The sequence below is a fragment of the Pirellula sp. SH-Sr6A genome (genome assembly GCF_001610875.1).
Lineage (GTDB): Bacteria > Planctomycetota > Planctomycetia > Pirellulales > Pirellulaceae > JBKCUI01.
Window position 1 is genome coordinate 5190795 of the sequence record NZ_CP011272.1, and the last position, 24268, is coordinate 5215062.

Annotated in this window: 20 protein-coding genes and 1 pseudogene; 11 read left to right on the forward strand and 10 right to left on the reverse strand. The window is 53.9% G+C overall.

The genetic code is table 11. The features are described from left to right. Positions 1 to 31 precede the first annotated feature (31 nt). Complete coding sequence (locus tag VN12_RS20215) at positions 32 to 709, forward strand: DedA family protein (RefSeq protein ID WP_146678500.1); 678 nt, start codon at positions 32 to 34, stop codon at positions 707 to 709. Here the strand turns inward: VN12_RS20215 and VN12_RS20220 are convergent. Further along, the gene (locus VN12_RS20220; RefSeq protein ID WP_146678501.1) at positions 691 to 1626 is read right to left on the reverse strand and encodes a hypothetical protein; all 936 of its coding nucleotides are present in this window, start codon (positions 1624 to 1626) and stop codon (positions 691 to 693) included. The two genes, VN12_RS20215 and VN12_RS20220, sit on opposite strands and share 19 nt — an antisense overlap. 218 nt (positions 1627 to 1844) lie before the next feature. Here VN12_RS20220 and VN12_RS20225 point away from each other — a divergent pair, with 218 nt between their 5' ends. Genes VN12_RS20225 through VN12_RS20235 form a run of 3 tightly spaced genes read left to right on the forward strand, consistent with a single transcriptional unit; the run spans position 1845 to position 5396 of the window. Further along, positions 1845 to 3014, forward strand: coding sequence for a hypothetical protein (locus VN12_RS20225; RefSeq protein WP_205855097.1), 1170 nt, complete (start codon positions 1845 to 1847; stop codon positions 3012 to 3014). Next, positions 3014 to 3913, forward strand: a complete 900-nt coding sequence (locus VN12_RS20230; RefSeq protein ID WP_146678502.1) for a hypothetical protein — start codon at positions 3014 to 3016, stop codon at positions 3911 to 3913. The genes VN12_RS20225 and VN12_RS20230 overlap by 1 nt, the downstream gene beginning before the upstream one ends. A gap of 37 nt (positions 3914 to 3950) precedes the next feature. Continuing rightward, positions 3951 to 5396, forward strand: a complete 1446-nt coding sequence (locus VN12_RS20235) for a DUF11 domain-containing protein (protein ID WP_146678503.1) — start codon at positions 3951 to 3953, stop codon at positions 5394 to 5396. A 66-nt stretch (positions 5397 to 5462) separates the two neighbouring features. Here the strand turns inward: VN12_RS20235 and VN12_RS20240 are convergent, their stop codons facing one another. Further along, on the reverse strand, positions 5463 to 6821 hold the full coding sequence (locus VN12_RS20240) for a DUF1598 domain-containing protein (protein ID WP_168164524.1): 1359 nt from the start codon (positions 6819 to 6821) through the stop codon (positions 5463 to 5465). A 265-nt stretch (positions 6822 to 7086) separates the two neighbouring features. On the opposite strand from VN12_RS20240, the gene VN12_RS20245 reads away from it, so the two are divergent. From VN12_RS20245 to cyaB, 4 genes are all read left to right on the forward strand, one after another. Continuing rightward, complete coding sequence (locus VN12_RS20245; protein WP_146678505.1) at positions 7087 to 9114, forward strand: sigma 54-interacting transcriptional regulator; 2028 nt, start codon at positions 7087 to 7089, stop codon at positions 9112 to 9114. Beyond that, positions 9111 to 9743 carry an HAD family hydrolase gene (locus tag VN12_RS20250; RefSeq protein WP_146678506.1) on the forward strand — a complete coding sequence of 211 codons (633 nt, stop codon included), beginning with the start codon at positions 9111 to 9113 and terminating at the stop codon, positions 9741 to 9743. Before VN12_RS20245 ends, VN12_RS20250 begins: the two co-directional genes overlap by 4 nt. A gap of 5 nt (positions 9744 to 9748) precedes the next feature. Next, positions 9749 to 12049, forward strand: coding sequence for an efflux RND transporter permease subunit (locus tag VN12_RS20255; RefSeq protein ID WP_168164525.1), 2301 nt, complete (start codon positions 9749 to 9751; stop codon positions 12047 to 12049). Positions 12050 to 12137: 88 nt separating this feature from the next. Continuing rightward, positions 12138 to 12707, forward strand: coding sequence for a class IV adenylate cyclase (cyaB, locus tag VN12_RS20260; protein WP_168164526.1), 570 nt, complete (start codon positions 12138 to 12140; stop codon positions 12705 to 12707). Positions 12708 to 13357: 650 nt separating this feature from the next. On the opposite strand, the gene VN12_RS20265 is transcribed toward cyaB, so the two are convergent. Continuing rightward, the gene (locus VN12_RS20265) at positions 13358 to 14881 is read right to left on the reverse strand and encodes a sulfatase (protein ID WP_146678509.1); all 1524 of its coding nucleotides are present in this window, start codon (positions 14879 to 14881) and stop codon (positions 13358 to 13360) included. Positions 14882 to 15288: 407 nt separating this feature from the next. Here VN12_RS20265 and VN12_RS26865 point away from each other — a divergent pair. From VN12_RS26865 to VN12_RS20275, 3 genes and pseudogenes are all read left to right on the forward strand, one after another. Further along, positions 15289 to 15474 (forward strand): annotated as a pseudogene (locus tag VN12_RS26865) (HNH endonuclease); the annotation flags it as partial. A 476-nt stretch (positions 15475 to 15950) separates the two neighbouring features. Continuing rightward, positions 15951 to 16148 (forward strand): hypothetical protein, encoded by a 198-nt coding sequence (locus tag VN12_RS20270; protein ID WP_146678510.1) that lies wholly within the window; start codon positions 15951 to 15953, stop codon positions 16146 to 16148. Further along, entirely contained in the window at positions 16135 to 18555 is a 2421-nt protein-coding gene (locus tag VN12_RS20275) for an AAA family ATPase (protein WP_146678511.1), read from the forward strand. The genes VN12_RS20270 and VN12_RS20275 overlap by 14 nt, the downstream gene beginning before the upstream one ends. 100 nt (positions 18556 to 18655) lie before the next feature. Here the strand turns inward: VN12_RS20275 and VN12_RS20280 are convergent, their stop codons facing one another. The 7 genes from VN12_RS20280 to VN12_RS25955 all read right to left on the reverse strand — a co-directional run bounded on the left by VN12_RS20280 (position 18656) and on the right by VN12_RS25955 (position 24246). Next, positions 18656 to 19711 (reverse strand): hypothetical protein, encoded by a 1056-nt coding sequence (locus VN12_RS20280; protein ID WP_146678512.1) that lies wholly within the window; start codon positions 19709 to 19711, stop codon positions 18656 to 18658. A 101-nt stretch (positions 19712 to 19812) separates the two neighbouring features. Continuing rightward, complete coding sequence (locus VN12_RS20285; protein ID WP_146675159.1) at positions 19813 to 20370, reverse strand: IS5 family transposase; 558 nt, start codon at positions 20368 to 20370, stop codon at positions 19813 to 19815. Next, positions 20277 to 20654 (reverse strand): IS5 family transposase, encoded by a 378-nt coding sequence (locus VN12_RS20290; protein WP_146675160.1) that lies wholly within the window; start codon positions 20652 to 20654, stop codon positions 20277 to 20279. Before VN12_RS20290 ends, VN12_RS20285 begins: the two co-directional genes overlap by 94 nt. A gap of 252 nt (positions 20655 to 20906) precedes the next feature. Next, a complete protein-coding gene (locus VN12_RS20295; protein WP_146678513.1) occupies positions 20907 to 21824 on the reverse strand; it encodes an IS3 family transposase in 918 nt (305 codons plus the stop codon). 47 nt (positions 21825 to 21871) lie between these two features. Next, positions 21872 to 22210, reverse strand: a complete 339-nt coding sequence (locus tag VN12_RS20300) for a transposase (RefSeq protein ID WP_146678514.1) — start codon at positions 22208 to 22210, stop codon at positions 21872 to 21874. Between the two features lie 493 nt (positions 22211 to 22703). After that, entirely contained in the window at positions 22704 to 23651 is a 948-nt protein-coding gene (locus VN12_RS20305) for a DUF4238 domain-containing protein (protein ID WP_168164527.1), read from the reverse strand. Between the two features lie 43 nt (positions 23652 to 23694). Further along, positions 23695 to 24246, reverse strand: a complete 552-nt coding sequence (locus VN12_RS25955) for a hypothetical protein (protein ID WP_168164528.1) — start codon at positions 24244 to 24246, stop codon at positions 23695 to 23697. Positions 24247 to 24268: the final 22 nt, after the last annotated feature.

Sequence of the window (24268 nt, forward strand, 5' to 3'; positions counted from 1 at the left end):
ATCAAAGGGCTCAAATCACTTGGAAATCGCGATGCAACTCGTCGACTGGATTTTGCACCTCGACAAACATTTGAATGATCTCATTGGGACAATCGGCCCCGGTTGGCTATACGCGATTATGTTCGCTGTGGTTTTTTGCGAAACCGGATTGGTCGTCACGCCGTTCCTTCCTGGGGATTCGTTGCTTTTCGCCCTCGGGGCGTTGTGCGCTATCGACGATGCCAAACTATCCATTTACGTAATGGCCCCATTGTTGATCGTCGCCGCGATCCTGGGTGATGCTCTGAATTACTGGCTTGGGGCTTGGATTGGACCTCGCGTTTTCACCAGCGAGAGTTCGTGGTGGTTGAGTAAAGCGCATCTGACTCGCGCCCAAGCGTTTTATAGTCGGTACGGTGCGAAGACAATCGTTTTGGCCCGGTTCGTTCCCATCGTTCGGACCTTCGCCCCCTTCGTAGCGGGCATTGGAAAGATGCACTTCTTTCGCTTTTGGATTTACAACGTCATCGGGGCGATTGCGTGGGTCGCGATCTTCTTACTGGCAGGTTATTTCCTAGGCAGGATCGAATTGATTCAAAAGAACTTCTTCCTCGTTACCCTCGGCATCATAGCCGTGAGCGTTATTCCCATCGCCTTGGAATGGTGGATGCATCGCCGCGAAAAGAAGCGGATACAGGGTACGACGCACGATCAAGTTGCAGGGTCATAAAGATCCGTTTCCCAGATGGTCTTGTCCGTGGAAGCGTCGGGACGATAGAGGAAGTCGGACTCTTGGAACGTGACGTTGGAAGTAGGATCGTTGTACTTGATCACACTCACTGGCACGTGGCCTTGCGGTCTCCCCTCTTTGTCTTTCTTCACTCGGAAGTAAACGACCGAGTAGGGGAAGTAAGGGAACGCCGAGGATCGACCGAGCGTTAGTCGCACGGCTGTTGGAAGTCCTTCGTTCTGAGGTTGGACGGCCAAGTTCTCGCGATCGATCCGAGCGGTGCCTGCAATGCGTGGCGGTTCGGTTCGCAATTGTCCTACCAACTGCCAGACATCGATTCCGCTGATGGTCCCTTCTGCGACCTCGTACCAGTGGTACCGCTGATACAAATTGCGAAGCAACTCAGCGTGGCCGCCGACTGCGAGATGGAGCACAACTTCTGGAGACTGTTGCAATTGATGGAGTTTGGGAGTGAGCTTCTCTCGAATCTTTTCGACATTGACGATTCGCGGAGGCTGCTTGTCGATCTGGGTGTACATCAGTCGACCGTCGGATACTTGGATGGAATCGAGGGTTGTTTCACCGGAAGAAAGCCGGGCCGTGTAGCGAAACTGACCTGTCCCGCTTCCAAAGGATTTGTATTCGCCGCTCAGGATGACTTGCTGGCCATAGGCCAAGCTCTGTTGATACACCTTGGCGGCGAGCGGGGGACCAAATACCGCTTGCTGAACGGCGTTGTAGACCAAGATGTTCGGGTCGGTCGTGACCCGGGGGGATTTGCTGTTCGAAGCTACGAGCGGGGCAGCGATCGCAGGCGATTCTTGGGCTTCCAAGTCACCCATTCCAGAACCTATCCAGCTGCCGATCACTCCAATAGAGAGGATGGTGAGCTGAAGGATCCGAGGTTGGGATGGCATATTGGATTTGCTAGCGAACAGATTCGCGAGCCGCATGGGCAAGTTGTATCGGTTTTATCAAAGAAACCAGATCGGCTGTGCCGAACATAGCGATAGGGACGCGCGGAGCGGATTGTAGGTTGATCGCTGGCGTACTGTCCAGGTTGAAAACGTCGGTCTCATAGACCCTACGGCGAGCCGGCTTGACCCACCAAATTCCAGGGGTATTTCGAATGAAAATGCGTAAACGATTACAACTCATGGCTATGATGGGCTTGGGCACTCCCTGCTTGCTCTCCCAATTGGCTATCCCGACTGCAAACGCTGGCGATCTTGGAAAACGCCACAATATGCCACCCGCCTCCCGTTTGGCCGAGCCAGGTCCGATGGTTGGAGGTCCTGGCCCTGGCGTGCTGATGCCCGAGACGATTCCGGTCCCTGGGTACGGAGCTCCAGCTGTTGCACCCACGATCCAGATCCTTTTCAATCAACCTCAGTCGATGAACATCCTTTATGATGTCGTCGGTGATGGTACCTTCGGCAGCGATCCATTGGTCGTTCCTGGTCGTGTTGAGTTTGCTCAAGGCGGCATCTACCGCTTGAAGCTGACCAATATCCCCGGTCGCGAAGGGGTCGAGCTCTATCCGACGATTGAACTTGGATTGGCGAGCTACCGAACCGCTGCTTATCTTGCCCACAATGCGTTAGCCATTCAGTTCACCGAAGACGATTTGGATCAAGCGCTCTCGAGCAATTTCGTCACCAAGGTCATCTACCTTCCCGATCCAGAATTCCAAGGGGAAGCGATCTCGGGTATCGACACGCTCGTCAGCAACCGTTTGGAACCAGGCTTGGATCCTATTGTCGAAGCAGACCGGCGCGGATCGATTCTCGCCATCATTCGGCTTGGAAACAAGGACGTTGAGCTAGCAGGTGTTGGGGGAGCGGCGCTTCCTTACGCTGGCGGAATGATGGGACCCGATGGAATGGTTTGTGGACCGGATGGGATGCCCCTCGGCCCCCAACACAATCCACCGAACATGGTTGCTGGGGTGACGGCGCCTCAATATGGTATGCCGTATACAGGCACCCCGATTGGTTTGGCTGGACCTCCTCATATTCCGTTGGGGCATCCTGCAGGTCTACAGCAACACGTGATGCGTAACCGAACGCACATGAACATTCCTGATCCGACCAAGAAGCTTGATATTTCGGTTCGACATCAACCGGGCTACAGCTATCCGCAGCCACCTAGCAAGGCTCATATCAAAGAGCAGAACATCCACCCCGGTTTTCCAACCGGTGCGCCAGGGTTCTACAACGCGAGCCGCGTAGTGGCCCCGAATCAGTTCAGCAGCCAACCAGCGGGCGTCGCTGGCGAATACTGCCCACCTGGTCAAGTTCGCTAGTGCGAACCGATAGGACAACGGAGCTGGCCCATCTCGATGGGCCAGCTTTTTTAACGACTCTCCGCATCTCTCTTCCAACGGCACTGGTCAACCCGATGTTCCAACGAGTTTCGTTTCCAACGCTGCTCGTCACCTGGCTCACTGCCATCACCCTTTGCATGTTGGCAGTGATCGCGGGTGGCGTACAAGCTCAAGACCTAGGTTCGCGGCTCCCTAAGAACACGCATCCGCTTTTGCGCGACACGATGCCCCCTGGGGAAGTCGGAGCGATCCAATTGGCGCGGAAACCCGAATTGCGAGGAGTTTGGCAAGCGATTGAGATCAAAGGCCCAGCCGGCATGCGAGTCAGCATGGCGGATGCTGGTCAATTCTCCGATGACCTTGCTCAAGCTCGCTTGGCCGTGATGGTCGGATACCCCTACCGAATGCGTCTCTCTGGACTCCCATTCGAAGAGGAAACGGCTCTCTACCCTACGCTCGAGATCATCGATCGAATTCATCCACCTGCCGAGCGAGAGCATCGATTCCCCATTCCTATCGAGCTGGACGAAGATGACCTCGACGACGCGATGCGAGGCGAGATGATCATGAAAGTGATCTATCTGGAAGACAATCAAATCGCTGATCCAGTCGATACCGCAGGCAATCCCCAACGCGTTCTCGACCTTCGTCCCTCGCAAGACGCATTGCAAACCGCAGACCGAATGGGCCGCCCCGTCGCAATCCTCCGCATCGGCTCTCGCGTCCCCAACGTATCGGAAGGTCAGGATTGGGACGCGTTCCTCTTTGGGTGTCCGGCTTGGGTGACCTTAAAACCGATCCCCGACAAACAAATGCTGATCGATCAAGGCAAATGGCCCGCGACTGCAAACAGCGGTTCCATCAGCGATCGCCGTTAGAACATTCCCCCACCAGAACCAACACTGCACCACGGTCATGAAACACACGATGCTACATTCGGTTTGGATGCGATGGGGATGCTTGCTCGCGACGACCATTCCTGTTGTTGGTTGCCAGTCCATTCCATCGTCCTTCGTGACACCGGAGAGCCGGCAAGCTCGTCAGCAGAGCTATGCCCAAACTCCACTGGCGCAGTCAGTTGCAGCAAAACAACAAGCTGCACCCTCCGGCCTCGCCACTCCTTCGCCTGCAAACATAGCCCGATCCTCACAGGCCCCGGGGGCTACGATCAACGCGAACGATATCCAGTTGGTCCAACATACGGAGCCCAGTGGCCAGGCCTACAGTGTCCCAAGGGAGCCGATGGTAACGGTTCCTCAACCTGGAGCATATCCACCACCCGTATATGGCACACCCGCTTATGGTGCACCCGCTGGTTATGGACATTCAGGACACTCGGGCGGCGGCTGCCAATGCTGCAATCCATCAGGAGGTGCGTATCGTCCGCTCTACCCACAACTCGATGGCGGACAATGGGACGCGTGCGAGCCTCAAGCCTATGCCGTTCCTCGTCAGTCCGATCCGCAGGAATACTTGTTCGATGGGGGCGATCATGAGCCCTTGGTGCGCGTTCGCAAAGACAATAGTCTGACCGGACTCGATCCGGAAGACACGGTCATTCAGTACGACACGGCCGATGGCCGCACGTTGGTGGAGAGCGGTTGCCGCGTATCGATCTATGCACCGCGTTTCGCAAGCGTCCGTAAAAAGACATCGATCGCCCAGAGCGACGTTGCGCAGCGACTTCGAACGACCGACCAACCGTACGGCCCTGGTCAATTCGTGGACAAACTACCATCGCGCGATGTGATGCAACCCACTCGTTCGGTTGCGCAAGACCGCGTGCACGTGGTCGAGTCGGTTCGCGATCGACGGGGACCCGTACCGGCGGAAATGGTTCTTCCGATGTTAGAGATCAGCGAAGTGTTGGCACCCTATGCAGATCTTGCTTTATTCCGATCGGGCGATTTGAAGAGTACGGATTTAGCCAAACTCGCGGTTGGGACGGCGGCCGCTCAAGCTTGGGCAAACGTCGAAGAAATCAACGTGCTGGTCGATGGTGTTGAAGCGACAGAGACGTCTTCGGCGAAGCGTGCCCAGGACCTTGTGCTTTACGAGTACAAAGGGGCTCGAATTCGGCTATGTAAAGTCGCATCCGAGCAGATGGCCAATCCTGGCGATGTGATTTCCTTCACCATTCGTTTCGACAATGTCGGAGAACAGCACCTGTCGAACTTGGTGATCACCGACTCGCTGACACCTCGTTTGGAATTCATCCCAGGCTCGGACAAGTCGAGTTTGAAAGGGACATTCACGGCCACGCCAAACGCGGTCGGGTCGGAGGTTCTCCGGTGGGAGATCACCGAGGGTATCAAACCCGGCAATGGCGGCGTCGTCCGATTCGACTGCAAGGTGCGGTAAATAAAACCGGAGCCTTGAGGGCTCCGGTTTGTGTGAAGTGGACTAGCTCTGCAGGGTTTGCGAGAACTATTGCCAAACGCGTTGGTCGTTCTTCCAGCTCTTGCCCGCATCGGCGGTGTTGAGCTGATCGTTCTCTTTGCTGACGCTAGCGATGACGTTCCAGGAATCGACCATCACGCCACCGCTGGCAGATACCAAGAATCCTTGGGCGGTTCGAACAAAGCTGCATTGGGGATCGAGCGAGGTTGGGAACTCTACTTTATTGAGTTGTACGGAGGCTTTTTCACCGAGCAAGCTTGCGAGGTCGCATCCTGCGATGTCCTCCAGACCTTGAGATTCGATAATCGCTGCGACGACGCACAGGTCCATCACGTTGCGAAGTTCGCCAAAGACTGGCTCCTTCACCGCCAATTCGTCTAGTTTCGAGGTGAAGAGATCGGCCCACTTCTTCGCGATAGGATCTGCCTTGCCTTTGGCGACGCGCGTGCCATCGGAGGAGATTTGCTCGACTTCGGTCAGTGTTTTGATCCCTTTACCGGTTAGTTGCCAAGCCAATTTGTCTTTGCTGTGCTCGATCGAACTGTAATCGCAGGCCATCCACCAACGGGATTGAAGATTCTTGCTAGCCGAATTGCTGACCATCTCCAGGTAGCTGGGGAGACCCGAAACCGGAGCCTTCACGAGGTTCATGCCGTACAGCTTCATTTTGTAATCGGCTGCGAGGATGACACGAGCCATGTGGCTGTCGGGAGCGACCCCTTCCAGCTTCACTTGCTGAGGACCGAAGGCCTGTCGCATCGCTGCTTCGAGGGACTGCCAATTGACTTGGGCAGCATTGATTCGGTTTTGAGAGAGCAAATGGGATAGCCGTGCACTTCCTTCCTTTGTCGGTTCGATCGAGACCGAGATGCCGGTTTGTCGCGCCGACTCAACCGTCTTGAATGCGTTGAGCAGGTCATCGAGATGAACAGATGGCTTCCCAGACTTCGCGCCGACGATCGTTCCGTTTGGACCGACGGTCCAAGGTTCTGCAGGACCGGCCAAAACGATATCGTTTCGTTCTGGATAAACGAAGATCTTTTCCACACGGGTGAGGCCGCCGAGGAACATGACTTCTTCGGGCAATGCTTTTCCGGTTGCGATGCTTTCCTGAACTGCGTTACGGATTCCTTTGAGAGAAATCAATCGCAGCTCGACCGATTGTTGAAGCTCTCCGGTGGGGCCGACCAAATTGGCTCGAGTTTGCTCCAGAGCATCGGATGCGTCTTCTTCGGTGATGGTGCGCATGACCCCATCTGCATCGATCCGAACCCCCCCGACGGCGCGTCCGAAGAATCCGTTGTTATTGAAGTTCTGCGCGAAGAGTGGAGTCGAAGAGAATACCAAACCGGCCGCGATGGCGAAGGGAATCGAACGCTTGGCCACCGGGAGGCTCGCAAGCGCGCCCAGGGAAGTTGCGCACAAACTTCGAAAACCCATAGTCGGAACTCCAATCAATTGGCTTGCAAAAATAAGTCGAATGAGAAACTAGATCTTGGGCGAACGCCGAGGGCGATCAAACTGTATCTTATTGTGGATCGTCCGCCTTTGACTTTCCACCATAACTGCTGGAAAAATCGGGAACAGTCTTTCTTTCCGAAGGGACGGCGACCGCACGGACGTTTTCTAGGGTAATTTCAAGCCATTCGCGATGCAACAAAACAATAGTTCCGCCTACCTTATAATTCGGCAAGGATCGAGATGGACCGATGTTTTTCGCTTGGAACCCGGTCGCCCGCTCATTGTCGGCCGAGCGTCCTCCAACGAGATTCCCGTGGCGGATGATCGCTCCAGCCGCCGGCATGCGGAGATCTACTTCGACGATGGATGGTACGTGCGGGATCTCGGTTCGAGGAACGGGACCTTTGTCGACGGTCGAAAAATTGAGCAGTCCCAGCTGTTGAACCCTGGGAGCACCATCGCCGTCGCGTCCTGCAAGATGACATTTACGAACAGTTTGGAGGAGGTCGCTCCTCCGTTGGAGGTGGAAGGTCCGGGCCCAGAATCGACGCGAGAGGGGGGAATCGAGGTCTCGCGAATCATCCATCGCCAGTCGAAATCGGCCATTTTGGATCCCGAGGCGTTTCAGCAAGTCATCCGAAAGGATCGCGTCGGGGAGCCGATGGCCAGTTTGGCCCCTCCGATTGCCCCCGCCATCGCACTCCTCCAGTTGGCCTTCGAGCTGGCTCGTGAAAACAACCTCTTCCGGGGATGCGAAAGAGCTTTGGATCGACTGTTGGATGAAACCCAATGCCAGTCGGCCGGTATTCTCAAGATCGAGTCGTCCGAATCGGGTAATGCGGAACGCAAAGTTCTGGCCGCGGTCCAGCGTTCCGGAAAGGCGTATCATCCCGTTTCCGACTCTCTCGCGGCGAGCGTTCTTCGCGAAGGGAATGCTTTGCTGGCTCGCAATATTCACGACAGCGAATTGGCCGGCGGCGTATCCTATGGCAATACGATGGCCAACAGTCAGGTCCACGCGACGTCCAGTGCAATCCTGGCCCCCATTCGCGAAGGGGCTGAGTGTGTCGGATTCGTACACTTGTACAGCCGCGTCGGGGAGCCCGATTTGGCTCCGGAGCACCTGGAAGTTGCGCTCGCAATAGCCGATGTCGTCGGGACTTTTTTTGCGAACATCCAAAAGCAACAGCAGCTTGAAATCAAACTCAAATCTTCGCGAAGCCGGATCAACGAGCTTGAACAACAGCTGGGACGTTCCGAGGAATGGATCAGCTCCTCGCAAGCGATGGATCGATTGCGTGAGCAGGTCGCTCGGGTCGGTCCTACCTCCGCAACGGTCTTGCTTCGAGGCGAAAGCGGATCGGGCAAGGAGTTGGTGGCACGCAGCATCCACGACTCAAGCCAACGGGCTGCGGGGCCATTTGTTGCCATCAATTGCGCCGCACTCACTCCGACGTTGCTAGAAAGCGAACTGTTCGGCCACGAAAAGGGATCGTTCACCGGTGCCACGGAACGCAAACTAGGAAAGTTCGAGCAGGCTCATCAAGGTACGCTTATGCTCGACGAGTTAGGCGAAATGAGTTTGGAGATCCAGGCGAAGTTTCTTCGGGTGCTGGAAGGGAAACCGTTTGAGCGCGTAGGTGGAAGCAAGCCCATTCAAGTCGACGTGCGTGTGGTCGCGGCGACGAACAAGGATCTGGAGCAAGCGGTCGCGGATGGTTCGTTTCGGTCCGATCTCTACTTTCGTCTCCGGGTGATCGAATTGCGGATCCCGGCCCTCCGCGAACGTCCCGACGATATCCTCCCGATCGCCGAACATTTTCTCGCTCAGTTTCGCTCGAAGAGCGGGCACGGTCCCGAGGGCTTTAGTGACCGCGCTCGAGCTGCGATGCGAGCATATCATTGGCCCGGGAACGTTCGCGAGCTTCGCAATGCCGTGGAGCGAGCCTTTGTGCTCTGCAACGGGGTTTTGGCCGATCCCGAAGATTTGGCACTTTCTTATCTGCAGATCCCCGGAATTCCTTCGTTGGGAGGGCAATCTGCCGCAAATCAGCCGGCAGGGTACCAGGAGCGGACTTTGGAGGATGTCGAGATGGAGCATATCGCCGCGACCCTCGAATACACGGGTGGACAAAAGAACCGAGCTGCGGCTATTCTCGGCATAGAACGATCTACCCTCGACCGAAAAATCAAACGACAGAAGAGCGATTCCCCATGATCCAGTCCTCGGGTTTTCCCACACAGTACATACCCTTGGTGGAATCTGCTGGCGGGCTCATCTTCGACTGCGATGGAACGCTCGTAGACTCCATGCCCCTCCATTTTTTGGCTTGGCATCAGACCATGCTCCGTTACGGACTACGACTACCTGAAGATCGTTTTTATGCGCTGGGGGGAATGCCGAGCCATCGCATCATTGAGATGCTAGCCGCAGAGCAATCGGTCGAAGTGGATGCCCAGCACGCAGCCATCGAAAAAGAACAAGCCTTCTTGGAGCGGTTGCATCTGCTCGAGCCAATCGATTCGGTGTTGGAGATTGCTCGGGCGCATCGAGGTGTTAAGCCTATATCGGTTGCCAGCGGTGGTTTCCGGAAAATCATTACAAGGCAGTTAGAGATCATTGAGTGTCTCGACTGGTTCGATGCGATCGTCACGGCTGAAGACACTTCGCGGCACAAGCCTGAGCCCGATGTCTTTCTCGAGGCCGCTCGTCGTATGGGGGTTGCGCCGGAGAAATGCTTGGTCTTCGAAGATGCCGATCTAGGTGTCGAGGCCGCGCGCCGCGCCGGGATGCCCTGCATCGATATACGATCGTTTTACACCGCCAAGAGAATCCCGGTCGCGTAGCTGATATGATCCAGTTCCGGTGGTTGGGACTCTGTATCGCGGCCATCGCATTTATGGTGGCCCTACCCGCGTCGAGCCAGCTTCGATTGGATCGGTCGCTGGAGAAAATGTTTCCGGATGACGCGCCGACGCGCATTGCCTTTGAAAGTCTCGAACAAATCTTTGGCGTCTCCGAGTTGATCGTGTTTGCTTACCGCGATCCTGATCTTTGGGCCGAAGATAGAAGCGGATTGGAACGGCTGCAACGCATTCGAAAGCGCATTGAATCCATACCCGGAATCGATTCGGCGCTCGACCTTTCTAAATTGGATGGAATGCTCTCAAGTCTTCAACCTAGCCCTTCAGGGTTCTTGGGTGCACTAGGGGGTGCGAAGACCAGCAAGCGTCCATTGCTGGATGAAGAGAATGAGATTGCAAAGGATCTGAAAAAGCTCTTTGAAGGCCAAACGCATGCCGCCGATTCCGATCTGGTTGCCGTCGCTTGCATTCTGAAGGAAAACAGTTTGCCAGAGGGGTATCGCGATGTTCTCGCGGAGCTCCGGTCCGTGGATTTGGAATCGTCTCAGCGGCCGCTGTTGGTGGGGCAGCGCGTAATGCTTGAGGAGGGTTTTGATGCGATCGAGGAGGATGGGAGGAGATTGAGCTTTTACGTCGGCGGTGCATTGGTCGTTCTTCTGACCGTCGGCATTCGATCGTTGCGATGGGCACTCATCACGATTGTGGTGGTGCAATGGTCGTTGGTGGTCACTCGAGCCTTGCTGGTTCTCTTCGATTGGGAATTGACCATGGTCTCGTCGATGTTGGCGTCGATCGTGACGGTGATCGCGGTGGCGACCGCTATGCATTGGATGTTGGCCTACCAAAGATTGTGCCGACTAGGAGCGAGCCCCGAAGAAGCATTGCAGAGTTCCTTTTATTCGCTTCGAGGTCCGATCGCTTGGGCGTGCATCACCGATGCGATTGGTTTTGCATCGCTGACATTTTCCAACGTTGGGCCGGTGCAAGATTACGGTTGGATGATGGCCCTGGCATCTTTGGTCGTCTTAGCCGGTATCGTTCTATGTATTCCCGGGTTGGCATTGATCCCGCTTCTACCTGATCGTTTGCAAGAACGCGTATACCTTTCACCCGCCATGCAAGGCTTGCCCTGGCTCGAAGAGGATTGGCTCAAACCGGTTTTATTGCAGGTCCAAAGTTGGGTCTGTCGATTCCCCCACTTCCTGATGATTGGATCCTCGGTTATCACGGTTTTGGCATTGATCGGAAGTTTGCGAATCCAGGTCGAAACGGATTTCATTAAAAACTTTCGGAGGGATGCACCGATCGCGATCGCTTACCGGGCTGTCGAAAACGAATTGGGTGGGGCGGGGGTTTGGGATGTGATCGTTCCGATTCCTAAGCCTGCGCGGGAGGAGGATTTGCAAGCCATCCGCGAGCTTGAAAGGGAACTTCGCTCGATCGCGATCGAGTCAGAGGATGGACCGCTTCGATTGACCAGCGCCATGAGTTTGGTCGATGCAGACGACATTGTCAGCCGAAACGCTTGGTTGAGCCCCATTGGGTTTGAAGGCCGATTGATTGGGATGCGGCCCGCCATGGGTAGCTTCTTTGACAGCCTGCTTGCCGAATCGAGTGGCGAAATGGATGGCGCTAACCGTTTTCTCAGGATCATGCTCCGTGCGAGAGAGCAGACCGACGCTATGGGGAAAGAGAAATTGATTGAAGCGGTTCGATCAGCAATCGATACTTTTCCATCGCGAACTGGGGTGCAACCCTTCGTTTCTGGCTACTACGTTCTCCTGGCAGAACTTGTTAGAAGTGTGGTGTCTGATCAGTGGATTTGCTTTGCAATTGCATCCGTCGGGATCTGGTTGGCAATCGCTTTGGCCATGCGCAGCCTCGTTTATGCGACCGTTGCCTTGATCCCCAACGCGATCCCTAGCCTTTGTATTCTCGGATGGTTTGGATGGACAGGGACGCAAGTCAATTTAGGGGCAGCGATGATTGCGGCGGTGTCGATGGGATTGAGCGTCGATTCATCCATTCATTATCTGACCCGTTTCCATCGGGAAAGAAAGAAGCTCGAGAGCTTCGACGAGGCTTTGCAAGCGGCTCAGTCGGAAATCGGACTATCGGTCTTTTTCTCGACCTTCGCATTGATGATGGGGTTTGGAGCACTAGCGATGAGCGACTTTTTGCCGACCGTTGTATTCGGAACGACGGCGGCATGCACGATGTTAGGAGGGATGATTGGCAATCTAGTCTTATTGCCAGCCCTGTTGCAATCCGTCCGCAAGATCTTGTGATACAGTACAAGCGAAGATGTGCGACCGTCGGGAACGATCGCACACGTTCCAGTTTGAACCTGTTTCGATATGCAAGTCTGAGGAAGCTGTGGGAAGAGAACCGCTGGAAGCGGAATGCAAGTTTCGCGTGGAGAATGCAGCCCATCTAGAGGCCAAACTGCTTGGTGTCCACGCAAAATTCGTGGGAAGGGAGCATCACTGCGATACCTATCTGCGGCATCCAGCACGCGACTTTCGCACGACCGACGAGGCGCTTCGGATTCGAGAAATCGACGGGCGGCCTCACGTCACGTACAAAGGCCCGCGTCAACCGGGTCCGATCAAGATTCGACCGGAGATCGAGCTCCCATTGGTACCTGATACTTCGACCGAATGGTTTCAAATCTGGGAATGTCTTGGATTTCAAATCGCTGCCAAGGTAGAGAAACATCGAGACATATACCAGGTTGAACAGGAAGGTCGATTGCTAACCGTTACGATCGATCGCGTGGATAATCTTGGGGTCTTTGCCGAAATCGAACGAGTCGTAGGAAGCAGCGAGGAGGCTGAGATGGCTCAACGCGACATCCTTGCGTTGGCTGAACTTCTAGGTCTGCACGGGGTCGAGCGACGTAGTTACCTTGGTCTCCTCCTCGAGAAATCGACCGACGAAGCCTAACCCCCGTTTCGTCTTCACTTAGCGTCTTAACGCCTTTGCGAGAAACTTGGAGCATGAAGAAGTGGCGCGCCAAGGCGCAACGCTCGCAGAGGGAAAACGAAGCGTGTTAGATGGTTCTGTCTGTATACTTTCGCTTGTCGATTAGCTTATAAACGACCAACCAACAACAGGTGTTCCATTTCGTCTTCACTTAGCGTCTTGGCGCCTTTGCGAGAAAATTGGAGCATGAAGAAGTGGCGCGCCAAGGCGCAACGCTCGCAGAGGGAAAACGAAGCGTGTTAGATGGTTCTGTCTGTATACTTTCGCTTGTCGATTAGCTTATAAACGACCAACCAACAACAGGTGTTCCATTTCGTCTTCACTTAGCGTCTTGGCGCCTTTGCGAGAAAATTGGATGCGTGGAGAGGTGGCGCGCCAAGGCGCAAAGCTCGCAGAGGGAATTCAGGGATAGATGTGAGAGGATAAGGGAGGATGACGGGTTGTGATAAGAGATACGATGGCAGTTCGTAACGAACTTTCTAGCCGCTTCACCCGGCTCTCATTACCCCAAACTTGTCTTGCCTTAGCGTCTTGGCGCCTTGGCGAGAATCTTGGAGCTTGAATCAGTTACGCCTTGGCGAGGAACTCTCTCCAGTCGAGTTTCGTCGTCATTAGGGATTGGTAAGGTCTGGTGCCCAGAGCCCGGGTTTGAGCGAGGGAGTTTCTCCAGATGGCGGATAGGTCGTTTTCACGGCCGCTTGAAGTTGTTTTGAGAGTTCATCTCGGATCGAGGCGAAATCCGATTCGTTCGCAAGATTTCGGATTTCATGCGGGTCCTTGTCATGATCATAGAGTTCGCGGCCCCGTTCTCCCTCGGCCCATTCGGTGTACCGATATCGATCCGTACGCAGGCTGTATCCAAAGAATCGCTTTCCATCAGCACCGACGTTCGTCGTCACCGCCGCGGCTGCTTGCCCGCCACCCCGCATGACTTGCGTTAAAGCCCAGCCACGTCCTTTCGTTTCCGGGGCATTCAAAATAGGAACGAGACTCTCGCCTTGCAACGCGTCTTGCGTCGGGACTTGGCATAGTTCCGCAAGTGTCGGATAGAGATCGACGTGCGAGACGGGCGTCTTCGCAACTTGTCCTGCTTGCTTTGAGTTGGGAGTCACGATCAAAAGGGGGACCCGTGCGCTCTCTTCGAATAGACTCATTTTCTGCCACAGCCCATGCTCGCCCATGTGGTATCCGTGGTCGCTTGTAAAGACGATGATGGTGTTCTCGGATAGTTTCAATCGGTCCAGGGTATCGACGACTCGGCCTACTTGGGAATCCATGAAACTGATGCTGGCCAAGTAGGCTTGCCGAGCTTCTTGGCGAAGTTCATCCGTCAACTTGTCTTGCTCCCGTTTATAGCTCCCCAAGCCGGGTGCTGGGATATCTTTTTGATCTTCGTCGATCCCTTGAACGACCGGCATCGATTCTCGGGGGTATTTGGAAAAGTACGTTTTGGGAGCAACGTAAGGCGTGTGGGGGCGAAAGAATCCGAGGGCCAGAAAGAAGGGCCGATCATTTTGTTTGGAACAACGTTCCAACACCCATTCCGCATCCGAAGCCATCAATCCATCGGTATGTTTGGCATCTGGTTCAGGGGAAGCAAACCAGCTCAGCGTACCGCCGAATTGTCCGGGAGTCAGAGAATAGATCTGCGGTTCTTCTACCAACCGATCGACGCCGGCAGGGTTGATTTCCATTTCCCAGCTACCGGGATCATCATGCCCGTTGGTTCCGATCGAGCGAGGAACGTTGTAGTGATATAGCTTTCCGATGCGCGTTACAAAGTAGCCCGCATTGCGAAACGCTTGCGGGAGACTTCGGTGCGTCGGAATGGTTTGACGAAATATCTGGGCATTGGCGAGAATTCCGGTCGAGTTCGGGTAGAGGCCGGTAAGCATCGAGTTACGACTTGGACCGCATAAGGGGAACGTGCAATACGCCCGATCAAATCGCACACCCCGAGCTGCCAACCGATCGATATTCGGTGTTTTGGCCAGAGGATCCCCGTAGCATCCGAGCATGTTGTTCAAGTCGTCGGAGATGATAAAGAGGACATTGGGGCGGCTGTCTGCAGCAGGAGCGATAGGGCAGCAGACTAGCAAAAGCAGCATCCCTAGGGAGAGGGGAAGTCGATGCATGGCAAATGGAACCTCTGAACGAGCTTGCGCGAAACGTCACTTTCCGGACGATCCGTATGATACTGGGAAGCGCAGGTCTTGGGGCAACAGGCCATTGTGGTATTCTGGAGGTTACGAGCCATTTTGAAAATGCGAAAGTAAGACGCGTCAGAACGTGAAAAGGAGGCGGCCATCCTTGACGCTTACTTGAATGCGCTCGGAATGCTTCTGCTTTTCGAACAGGCTGAATAGCAGGGGCTATGCCATTAGGTGTCTATGAGCGCATTAGGCGAAATCCGCTCAACCGGTTTATGGCCAAGGTCGAAAAGGCAGAATCAGGCGGCTGGGAATGGCGTAGCTGCCGCATGCATGACGGCAACGGGCGGTTCTGGAACGGCTCGAGGGACTCGCACTAGCATCGCTGGTCTTACAATCGCCACATCGGGCCGATCCCGGTTGGGCTGGTCATTTTTGACCTTTGCCGCAACCTGTCCTGCGAAAGTCCGGTGCACCTAGAATGCGTTTCGATGAAGACTAACACCGATCGTGGTGTTCTTTATCTTGTGCTCGCAGCGAAGGCCGCGGTTAAAACACACCGCAAGCGAGGTCATTAACTCTCCGGTGATAATCTGCGGATCGATGCGAGGGGAATCGAGGCTGTAAAGCCTGCCAAAGCGAAAATTGGAAAGAATTGAAAAGGATGAATAGATAGCGAGCAAATCAGTTGCAGCGAATCAGGCGGGCCAACGGAGTGACCTAACTGTCGCGTATGAATCAAACAACCGCCGTGCAGAGGTGAATGGTGTGGAGGTGTAGTTCTTCCGCATGTCCGACAAGCGGCGGAGCAAAGCCGGTTTTTGGTTCGACGTGTGCGAGGATGCCTGCGATGCGAAACGGCTGGCACAGCGGTGGGCATTCAGCGGAAAACTGGGGAAGCTGGTTATTTGATAGCCGGGAACGTTCTTGCACTACTGGTATTTAAGTTTGGCGGCGGGTACTCTTTTGGCTTGTATTGACACCCTCATATTAGCCAGTCCGCGAGGAGGCCCCCGTTCCGGCCACTGCGGGCCGCGATTTACCAGAGCCGCGCATGTCTACCGAACCCGCAGACCCGAAGAGTTTCGTGTCGAATTGGATGGAGAAGGCAAAGAGCGAAGCCTCGCTCAATCAAGATATGATTGCTCTGCTTGAGAGCCATGAGAAAAGCGGCACTTCCAACGACGATGCGATTTTCAGGGCGTTGCTCAAGGATCTTTTGAAGAAGGAGGTGCCAAGTGACGTTCATTAAGAAAATCACGGTGTCCGGGTTCCGGGGCATTCTCACACCGGTGGAGCTGCCGTTCGTCCACGGCGGCAAGCCAACATCAATGGCTTTGTTTGGGCGTAATGGTTACGGAAAAAGCTCGCTAACGGACGCTTGGGAATGGCTGCAAACAGATAAAATCGAACGGCTTGGGCGTGAGGGTGCGGGAGCGAGTACGTTTCCCCACCGTTCAGCCAAGAACGGCGAGTCATACATCGAGGTGGAGTTCGCCACATTAGGCTCGGGAAAGATCACATTCAACCAAAAGAAGATCACCATTCCCACAAAGGATGGTGCGGTTGACGCATTTCGACAGGTGGCACCGTATCCATGCTCATTGCGATACGAAGACCTAACACGATTCGTTTTCTACACAAAAGCCGAACAATATGATGCGCTGGCTGTGCTGATGGGGTTCACGCCGCAGGTGGAGTATCAAAAGATGCTCCGGCGGGTCTCCCGTAAGCTGGAGGAGGAAGCAACCAAGCGCAAAGCCATTACCGACCGTGAAAATAGCAAGTTGGCGGAAATGATCGGGGATGCACCCGACGCGGCCACGCTGTTGGCATTTCTGCAGCAGCAGTTCGTTCACGCCGGGGACACCGCTCCAGCAACCAAAGAAGACGCTGTGAAGGCAGTCGAGGGCCTGAAGGAGCGAATCAAGAACGACCCGCGGGCTGCGGCTCTTGCAAACCACAGCGCCCTTCGTAAGTGCGTGGCTGAGCTAAAGACTGGGGCGACAGTTGAGGCCGACCTCATTGCTTATGCCACGGAGATGGAGGAATTCAAAAGTGCGGAGGGCAACGCAGTCGATCTGATTCTGATTGGGCTGTATGAGAAGGGCAAAGAGGTTGTTGACAAGCGGAAGTTGGCAGAGGGCGATCCCTGCCCGCTGTGCGGCATTCCGTTTGAGGGAAGCCTTGCCGACCATATCAAAGCCGAGCTGGAGGCACTTCAAACTCTGAAGGCGACCAAGGACAAGGTTGACGCGAAACGAAAACAGCTGATCACGGCCATCACTCCCTTTGGCAAGCTCGCCAAAGCACTGGAGGCTGGAACCAAGGGCAACGCCGTAGCAACGGCGGAATTGCTGAAAGACCTCACTGATTCCTGCAATGCATTGGACGCCCCTTTCGCGGACTTGGGGCCATTGCTGAAAGTCTCACCAGAAAACATCGTTGACGAAACACCCGCAGGAATACGCACTGCTGCCGCCGCTATAAAGAATAAGGCACAACTGTTTGATGTGGCGCAAAAGGCATTGCTGGAAAAGCTCGACAAAGAGATCGAATCCCTGAAGGATGATGGGGCGCGGAGCAGGCTGGTCGAGGCCGAGGGCAAGATTATTGGCGCACTCAAGCAATGGGAAGAGTGGGACAAAGCTGCCACTGAACAGATCGTAGTGATGAAAAAAGGTGCGGACTTCCAGGCTATCGCGGATAACTACATCAAAACGAGCAACGCAGACATAGAGTCCAAATTCAACAGCATTTCCGCTGAAGTGGAGAAATACTTTGGCATCCTCGAAGAACACACGGACGGCGTGGGAAAGCCCGTGCTGCGGCTACAAACTGACCAAGACAGAGCGGTAACACTCGAAATCGAGTTCCGTGGCGAAGCGATCAGTCCCGCTTACAAATATCTGAGCGAATCACAACTCAACAGCTTCGGCCTTGCGCTGTTTCTGGCAACGGCCCGTCGGTTCAATGGCAACTTCCGGTTCTTGCTGTTGGATGACATCGTGAATAGCTTTGACGGTTACAAACGCCCGCAGCTGATTAAACTTCTGAAGACCGAGTTTGACGATTTCCAGTTTCTGGTTCTGACCCACGATGATATTTGGTGCGAGCAATTATTTTCCAGCTTCCCCAAGTGGGTCAGGAAACGAATCTTTCGTTACGATGTGAATACTGGGCCGATGTTGCAGGATGGGTGCTGCGAACTGGAGAAGGTCGAGCAAGACCTTGACATTGATGAACCCACGAGAGCAGGCAGATCGCTTGGGCCGATTCTGGAGCGTGACCTTCAGGAACTTTGCGAAGCATTTGAAGCGTCTGTCGCCTATACCCGCAAGAACGAACACACGCTGAAACCACTTCTCACCCGGCTTATCGCACGTGTAAAAGACAAGCTGAAGCCGGCGCACAAGCTGTGCAAGGCGCTAGAACAGTTGGACGCGAACTCGTCATTCCGGAACTTCTGTTCACACTGGAAGAATCCCTCGACACCATTCACAACACCAGAAATAAGCGAGGTGGTGAAGATGTGGAAAGACATCATTGCGATGGTGAAGTGCGGGGAAGACAAATGCGTTGGTTACGTGAAATACGATAAGGATGTTTTCGTCTGTAGCTGCAAGAAGTTAACGCTGGCGAAGGGAGATACGGCCTAACGCCTCGGTCGAGCAGTGACTCCATCAGCAGCGAATCGCCACCCCCAGTAAGGCCGAGGGGCAGGCCGAAGAAGAATAAGTTACCGTTGAGGTGATTGCCTCACGCTTTCTTCGCCCATGCGCTAAGGCGACACAGCGAAAGCAGAACGTCCGAAGTGAATTTAGCTTCCTCGATGTTCTTGTAGAGAATCAAACGCCTATCCACATGGTGCTGCACTTGATTTCTTGTGACGTATAGAAGGTGCGCCGCGTGAGCGATCCTCTCGATCTTTGTCAAGCCAGCATTCTCGATGTCCGCCTTGATAGCCGGATAATACATATTGAATGTGGCGGTGTTATGCACATTGCGGGCATTCATGTATCCGTCAATCAATGTCGAAATGTCGCCTCGTTGAGTTGCGGCGAATCCTTGCTTAAGTAGCGATTTAAGCTGCCAGGGCTTTGGTGTGGCAATATCTGCCTTCCGATACACTTCGGTCTCCAGCAGTCTTGCAAGGTCGGCGATGAGGTTCCAATATTCAATTCGAATACTGTTTGACTCCTGCCAGTGGGAACTATCTACCAAATGTCGCAGGTGAATTCTCCGTGCCGCAGAAACGATGTAGAGCAGTTTCGATGGGCCGGAAAGTTTTCGCCAGCTCTTCTTTCCAGCGTCCTTTGAATACGGAACTCCCCAGAGGTCATTATGGAGCGTTAGAGGATACTTCTCTTCTGCCAAATCGAGTGTGTCCCAGAAGTTCGTGTCGAACAGCTCTTGATTCAGAAAGATGTTCCAGGTCTTTTTGCCGGTCGTCAGCCGCGTCTCTTCCTGCGCCAATTCGAAAAAGTGAATAGCCGACGTGAAGTCCGCCGACCGAATTCGAGCAATGCCGATGTTGAAGGTTATTGAGCCTTTGTGAATCTGGCAATTGTTCTTCTCTTGATATGCCAAGGCATGTTCGTAAACTTCGATGAAAATCAGCCCAGCGATGGCTGGATCTCGATGGCTTATCGCAAGAATAATGCCGTTGTTTGCGGGGCCGAACATCTTGTCGTCATCGTTGAGGTTGCGCGGTCCAACCGCGCGAGCGTCGATCCGAGCCTTCGTTAGCTCGATGATTTGTTGGGCCGGCGCGTTTCGGTATTGGTGCGCAGTGCTGAATTGTTGCAATGACATTGGCCGGGACACATCCAGTCTGGCTATCAAAAAAAGTGTTTGCACGAAGGTGAAGGCTGTGGCACTGATAATAGCATACGCTAGGCACTGTTTGAAAACTGTTAACTACACATCATTCGGAGGAATCGTTCGATCATCGCCATTTTAATCATCCCAGCGTAGTTAATGGCGGTCTTCTCGAATCGCGAAAAGACGCGTCGACACTCTTTGAGCCAACCTATGGAGCGTTCGACAATATTCCGGCGTCGATAACAATCCCCGTCGAATTGTGCCGTTCGTGCGTCGCGATCTTCATTCGACTTCGACGGGATGATCGGATTGATTCCAAGATCGATGAGCGTCTCGTCGATCCATTCGGCTCGATAACCTTTATCTCCTGCAAGATTCACTGGCCAAGCAACCGGGCGACCTTCGCTGTCATGAAGATCGTTGTCGGCCTTCTCGAGGACCTCGAGCAGTGCTGTGGTCTCATGAGCTTGCCCTCCCGTAATGGTGAATGCCAGAGGATTGCCCATGCCATCCACGAGAAGATGGATTTTGGTTGAATATCCGCCTCGCGAACGGCCTAGTGCATGATCAGCTGGCTCGTCTGGCGCCCCCTTTTTCCACCGCCAGAAGCACATCGATGGGCACGGATGACGCTCCCATCGACACACCATAGATCACTATCGATTGCACCATCATCAATGCGAGCTGAACGAAGCTTATTCAGAACAGCGTCAAGGGTTCCATCACCGTTCCATTTATCGTAGAGGCCGTAGATAGTTCTCCACTTCCCAAATTCTTCAGGGAGATCGCGCCAAGGCGATCCGGTGCGCAGAATCCAAAGAATGGCATCAAACGCTAAGCGGTAGTTCGTAGGAGGCCGCCCCGTTGTCTTCGGAGACGGAAACAGTTCCTCGATGCATTCCCATTGCAAATCGGTTAATCTGTGACGTGCCATCGTGTCTTGGTTCACCGGTAAATGGAATCGACCACTTCTCAGCTAACGCAGTATGAAGGCATCCTGCTTGGGGATTTCGCCGCATCGTGCGGCGAAGGTTTATCGCATACTTTCAAAGTCGGAATGGAATGGAGCGGTCCTTGGTGAAGGTCCGCTCTGCATTCCGACTTCGGGCTTCACGACGCTCAGGTTGCACCTCTGCAGAGCCCTATCCTTCGTGAAGCCGCTTTGGTTGTAATCGCTCAGCTTGGGCTATGCAACTTGTTTTGCCGCAGCTCGCTTTTCTTGTCGCAACTGGCGTGCTGCTTCAAGCTTGCGATCGCGTTCCTTGCATATCTCTTCGCTTAGTCCTGCTAGGCAGTCGGCGGGGGTGATGTAACCGATTGCGCTGTGCAAACGTACTGTGTTGTAGTAATGCACGTAGTTGGCTATTCGCTTCTCGGCTTCATCCTTTGTTGCAGGGCAACCTGGACGAATGCACTCGCTCTTGAGTGAACCGTGCCAGCGTTCCAGCTTTCCATTGCTTTGCGGGTAGTAGGGACTGGTCCGTACATGTGTAAGGCCGTACTCGCGAACGAATTCTTTGAAGTCCTTAGCGATGAATTGCGGGCCGTTGTCGCTGATGATTCTCGGCTTCACGCCCGGGTGCTTTTCCGTTCCCCTTGCAATTACCAACTCGACGTCTTGTTCTTTCATCGTCTCGCGAAGTTCTTGATGAACGATGTAGCGACTGAATCCATCGAGTACGGATATCAAGAAGTAAAACGTGCCGCCAACGTTGATGTAGCTGACATCCACGTGCCATTCCTGGTGGATTTTCGTTGGTTGAATGAAGCCTGTTCCTTTCTTGCTGGGAGTAACGATCTTGCGATCCAAACGACCAGCGGTCTTAAGAACTCGATACGTTGTACTTGGGCTGACAGCGACGATGTCGTCGTCGAGCATCATGAATGTCAATCGTCGATAGCCTTCCAGCGGGTGTTTTTCGTGGAAGTCTAGAATAGCCTTCTTCTCCCAGTCTTCGAGCCACCAATCACGCGGAATCTTACCGTTGTGTTCGTTGGCCTTTCCGTAGCGTTTGAGCCACTTGTGGTAATTGCTGGTGGAGAGTTTGGCCCATTTGAGCAAGGCCTTGCAAGGCAGTTCAGATCGCTCGGTCCAGTACTTCATGTAGTCGACAATCTTGTCTCGAATGTCGTGAGGGACCCAAACGCCTTCTAGAGGTCCCCATTGGCTTTTTTTGCTTTGACGTTCTCCTCCATGAGTTCTGCGATCACCTCGTTCTTGTACATGAGCTTCTCTTCAAGCTTTTTGATTCGTTGCTCTTTGAGTTGGTTGATCTTGGCCTCTGCTAACTTGGATGCTTTCTCGGATTTGGCGTTTTTTTCGAAAGCTCGCTCCACTTGATCGAGCGCCATGGCGACCCATTGATGGATCTGCGTCGGTTGGATTGAGAGCTCCTCAGCTATCGTGGAAATGGGTTCTTTGCCCTTGAGGTGCCGTCGAACGATGACAGCCTTTTGCTCAGCGGTGAATTTTCTACGTGATTTGGTCATCGGAATCCTCCTAAGATCAGGTTATCTTAGCCTAATCAGCGGGAATTCCACTTTCTAGAGAGGCAAGACAATCGTATCCTCCTTGATTGGCGATCCGTCGATTATCGCAAATTCGCAAAGTTACGAAAACACCAGTTTTCAAACAGAGCCTAGTGTACATTGGCCGTCTTTCGGCTCTTTGCCACAGCAGGTTCAGGTTGCTAGTCTCTTATTGCGTCTGCTGGGGTAAGGGACTGTTGGTTTGATAGATTTGAATGTTTGGAGTTTCTTCGACAAACACACATCCCCCGCCTTCTTGGCGTTGTGCTCGACTTATTACGTTTGCGTTGGCCTCTTAAGGATGGTCATGATTCTGGCTCGCGGCTGGCCGAACGCAGCGCGCGATTGAGACGAAGATATTGTGACTTGCACTAAAACAGAACACGCGGCCGTATGACCTGCCTCGCGCGAGAAGCCACATTGCATTTACGCGATCCGAAGGCGGCCGCACGGTCTACCAAACAGTGAACCCGGGAGGTTCCTTCAGCGTCGGATTCACCTCAATCATTTTCTTCACTAGATCGAAGTCAACTTGCGGTGCGATAACGAACCTTGACGCGTATTGAACCTGTAGCAAATTTTGATGATCGACACTTTCGGAAGTAAGAAAATCGGGAATCCCTTTCTCGATCACCTCGGCTAGGTGCCGGATTTCTGCTGCGCCCTCGTGTGGCCGCCCGAATTGTTGTTCGTACCTCTGCAGATCGAGCATCCCCTGCTTGAGCATTCGGCGATGCCCCTCGCACATGAAGCAGATTGAAAACTCCTGGCTGATCGGCAGGAGGATTTCGACTCCTGGGCTGTCCAGCCCTCGCTGTTTCGGATCGACGACATTGTGCAGCGTTATCGGATTGTCTGAAATCCAGAACGGCGTATCGGCGGGGGCGCGGCGAAGAATCCAAATCTTATTGAAGAAGTACCAGCCGATCTTTTGTGCGGTCTGTAGAACCAATGCGGCGTGATTCTTTAGGTCATTCTCACTCAGTTTTTTAATGACATCGCCCCCATCAATTCTGCGTTCCTCAAGCACCCGAAGAATCCCCGCGTTTAGACTCTGTGCCCGTTCCCTAATTGCCTTCACTCGCAGTTGTTGGACGGCGGCGAAGTAAGCCAGCTCAGCTCTCTCGTCGTTCGTGAGGTGGGCAAGGGATTCTTTCTTGATTATCTCTGCGAACATCCCTGAAATGCTCGCTTCCAGCTTTCCAAGCTCGTACTCAAGCGTCTGCGTGTTACCATTCCCATCAATGAAATCGTAGAAACGGGCCTCCGCAGCTACGCCTCTCGGCAAGGTTGTGAACGACCGTCCGGTGGCCTTATCGAACACTGCAACTCGTCCCTTGCTGTCGGCGAAGTTCCGCAACAGAAACTGAGGGACGTAATGCTGGTGTTTGGGATGAATCATCTCGGCCATACTCATACTGCCACGAGAAATTGCTTGCCGTACTCTAACCCGCTTCCTCGGAAGCAAGTGCCGGAGCCTCCAGCGTCTCATGGTATCGCGGGAATTTTTCGTGCAGCTTGTCCTCATCCATGTGGAAGTAACGGGTCTGGGGATGTTTGACTGATGTGCCCATCATCATGACGCACGAGAAGATCTCGCCGGTCCGGTCGAGGTAGTTGCACGCGAAACTGTGTCGAAAGTTGTACATTTTTACTTGGTTCGCGTCGATTCCATGCTGCTCGATATAGGTGAGAACTTTTGGGCGTTTCAGCAGCCATCCCCTCCGTTTTTTCGTGCAGTTCGTTTGCACCCGCTTCGCACCACGATCCGTTCGGTAGATCGGGCCATCCGGGTATTTCTTGATGCACGTTTCGGTGTATGCCGGAGCCTCGGGTGTCAGAATCATCACGCGATCACGCTGAGTCTTCTTTGCCGTTTTGTGTACATATCCCTTCGTAGCGTTCCACCGAAAGACGAGCCGCCCGTTCTGGTAGCTGAATTCCTCAGCATTCCGCAGTTCGACAGAGTGTGCTCCAGTGATTCGTAGCAACCACAAGAAACTACCAAACTGCTCGCAA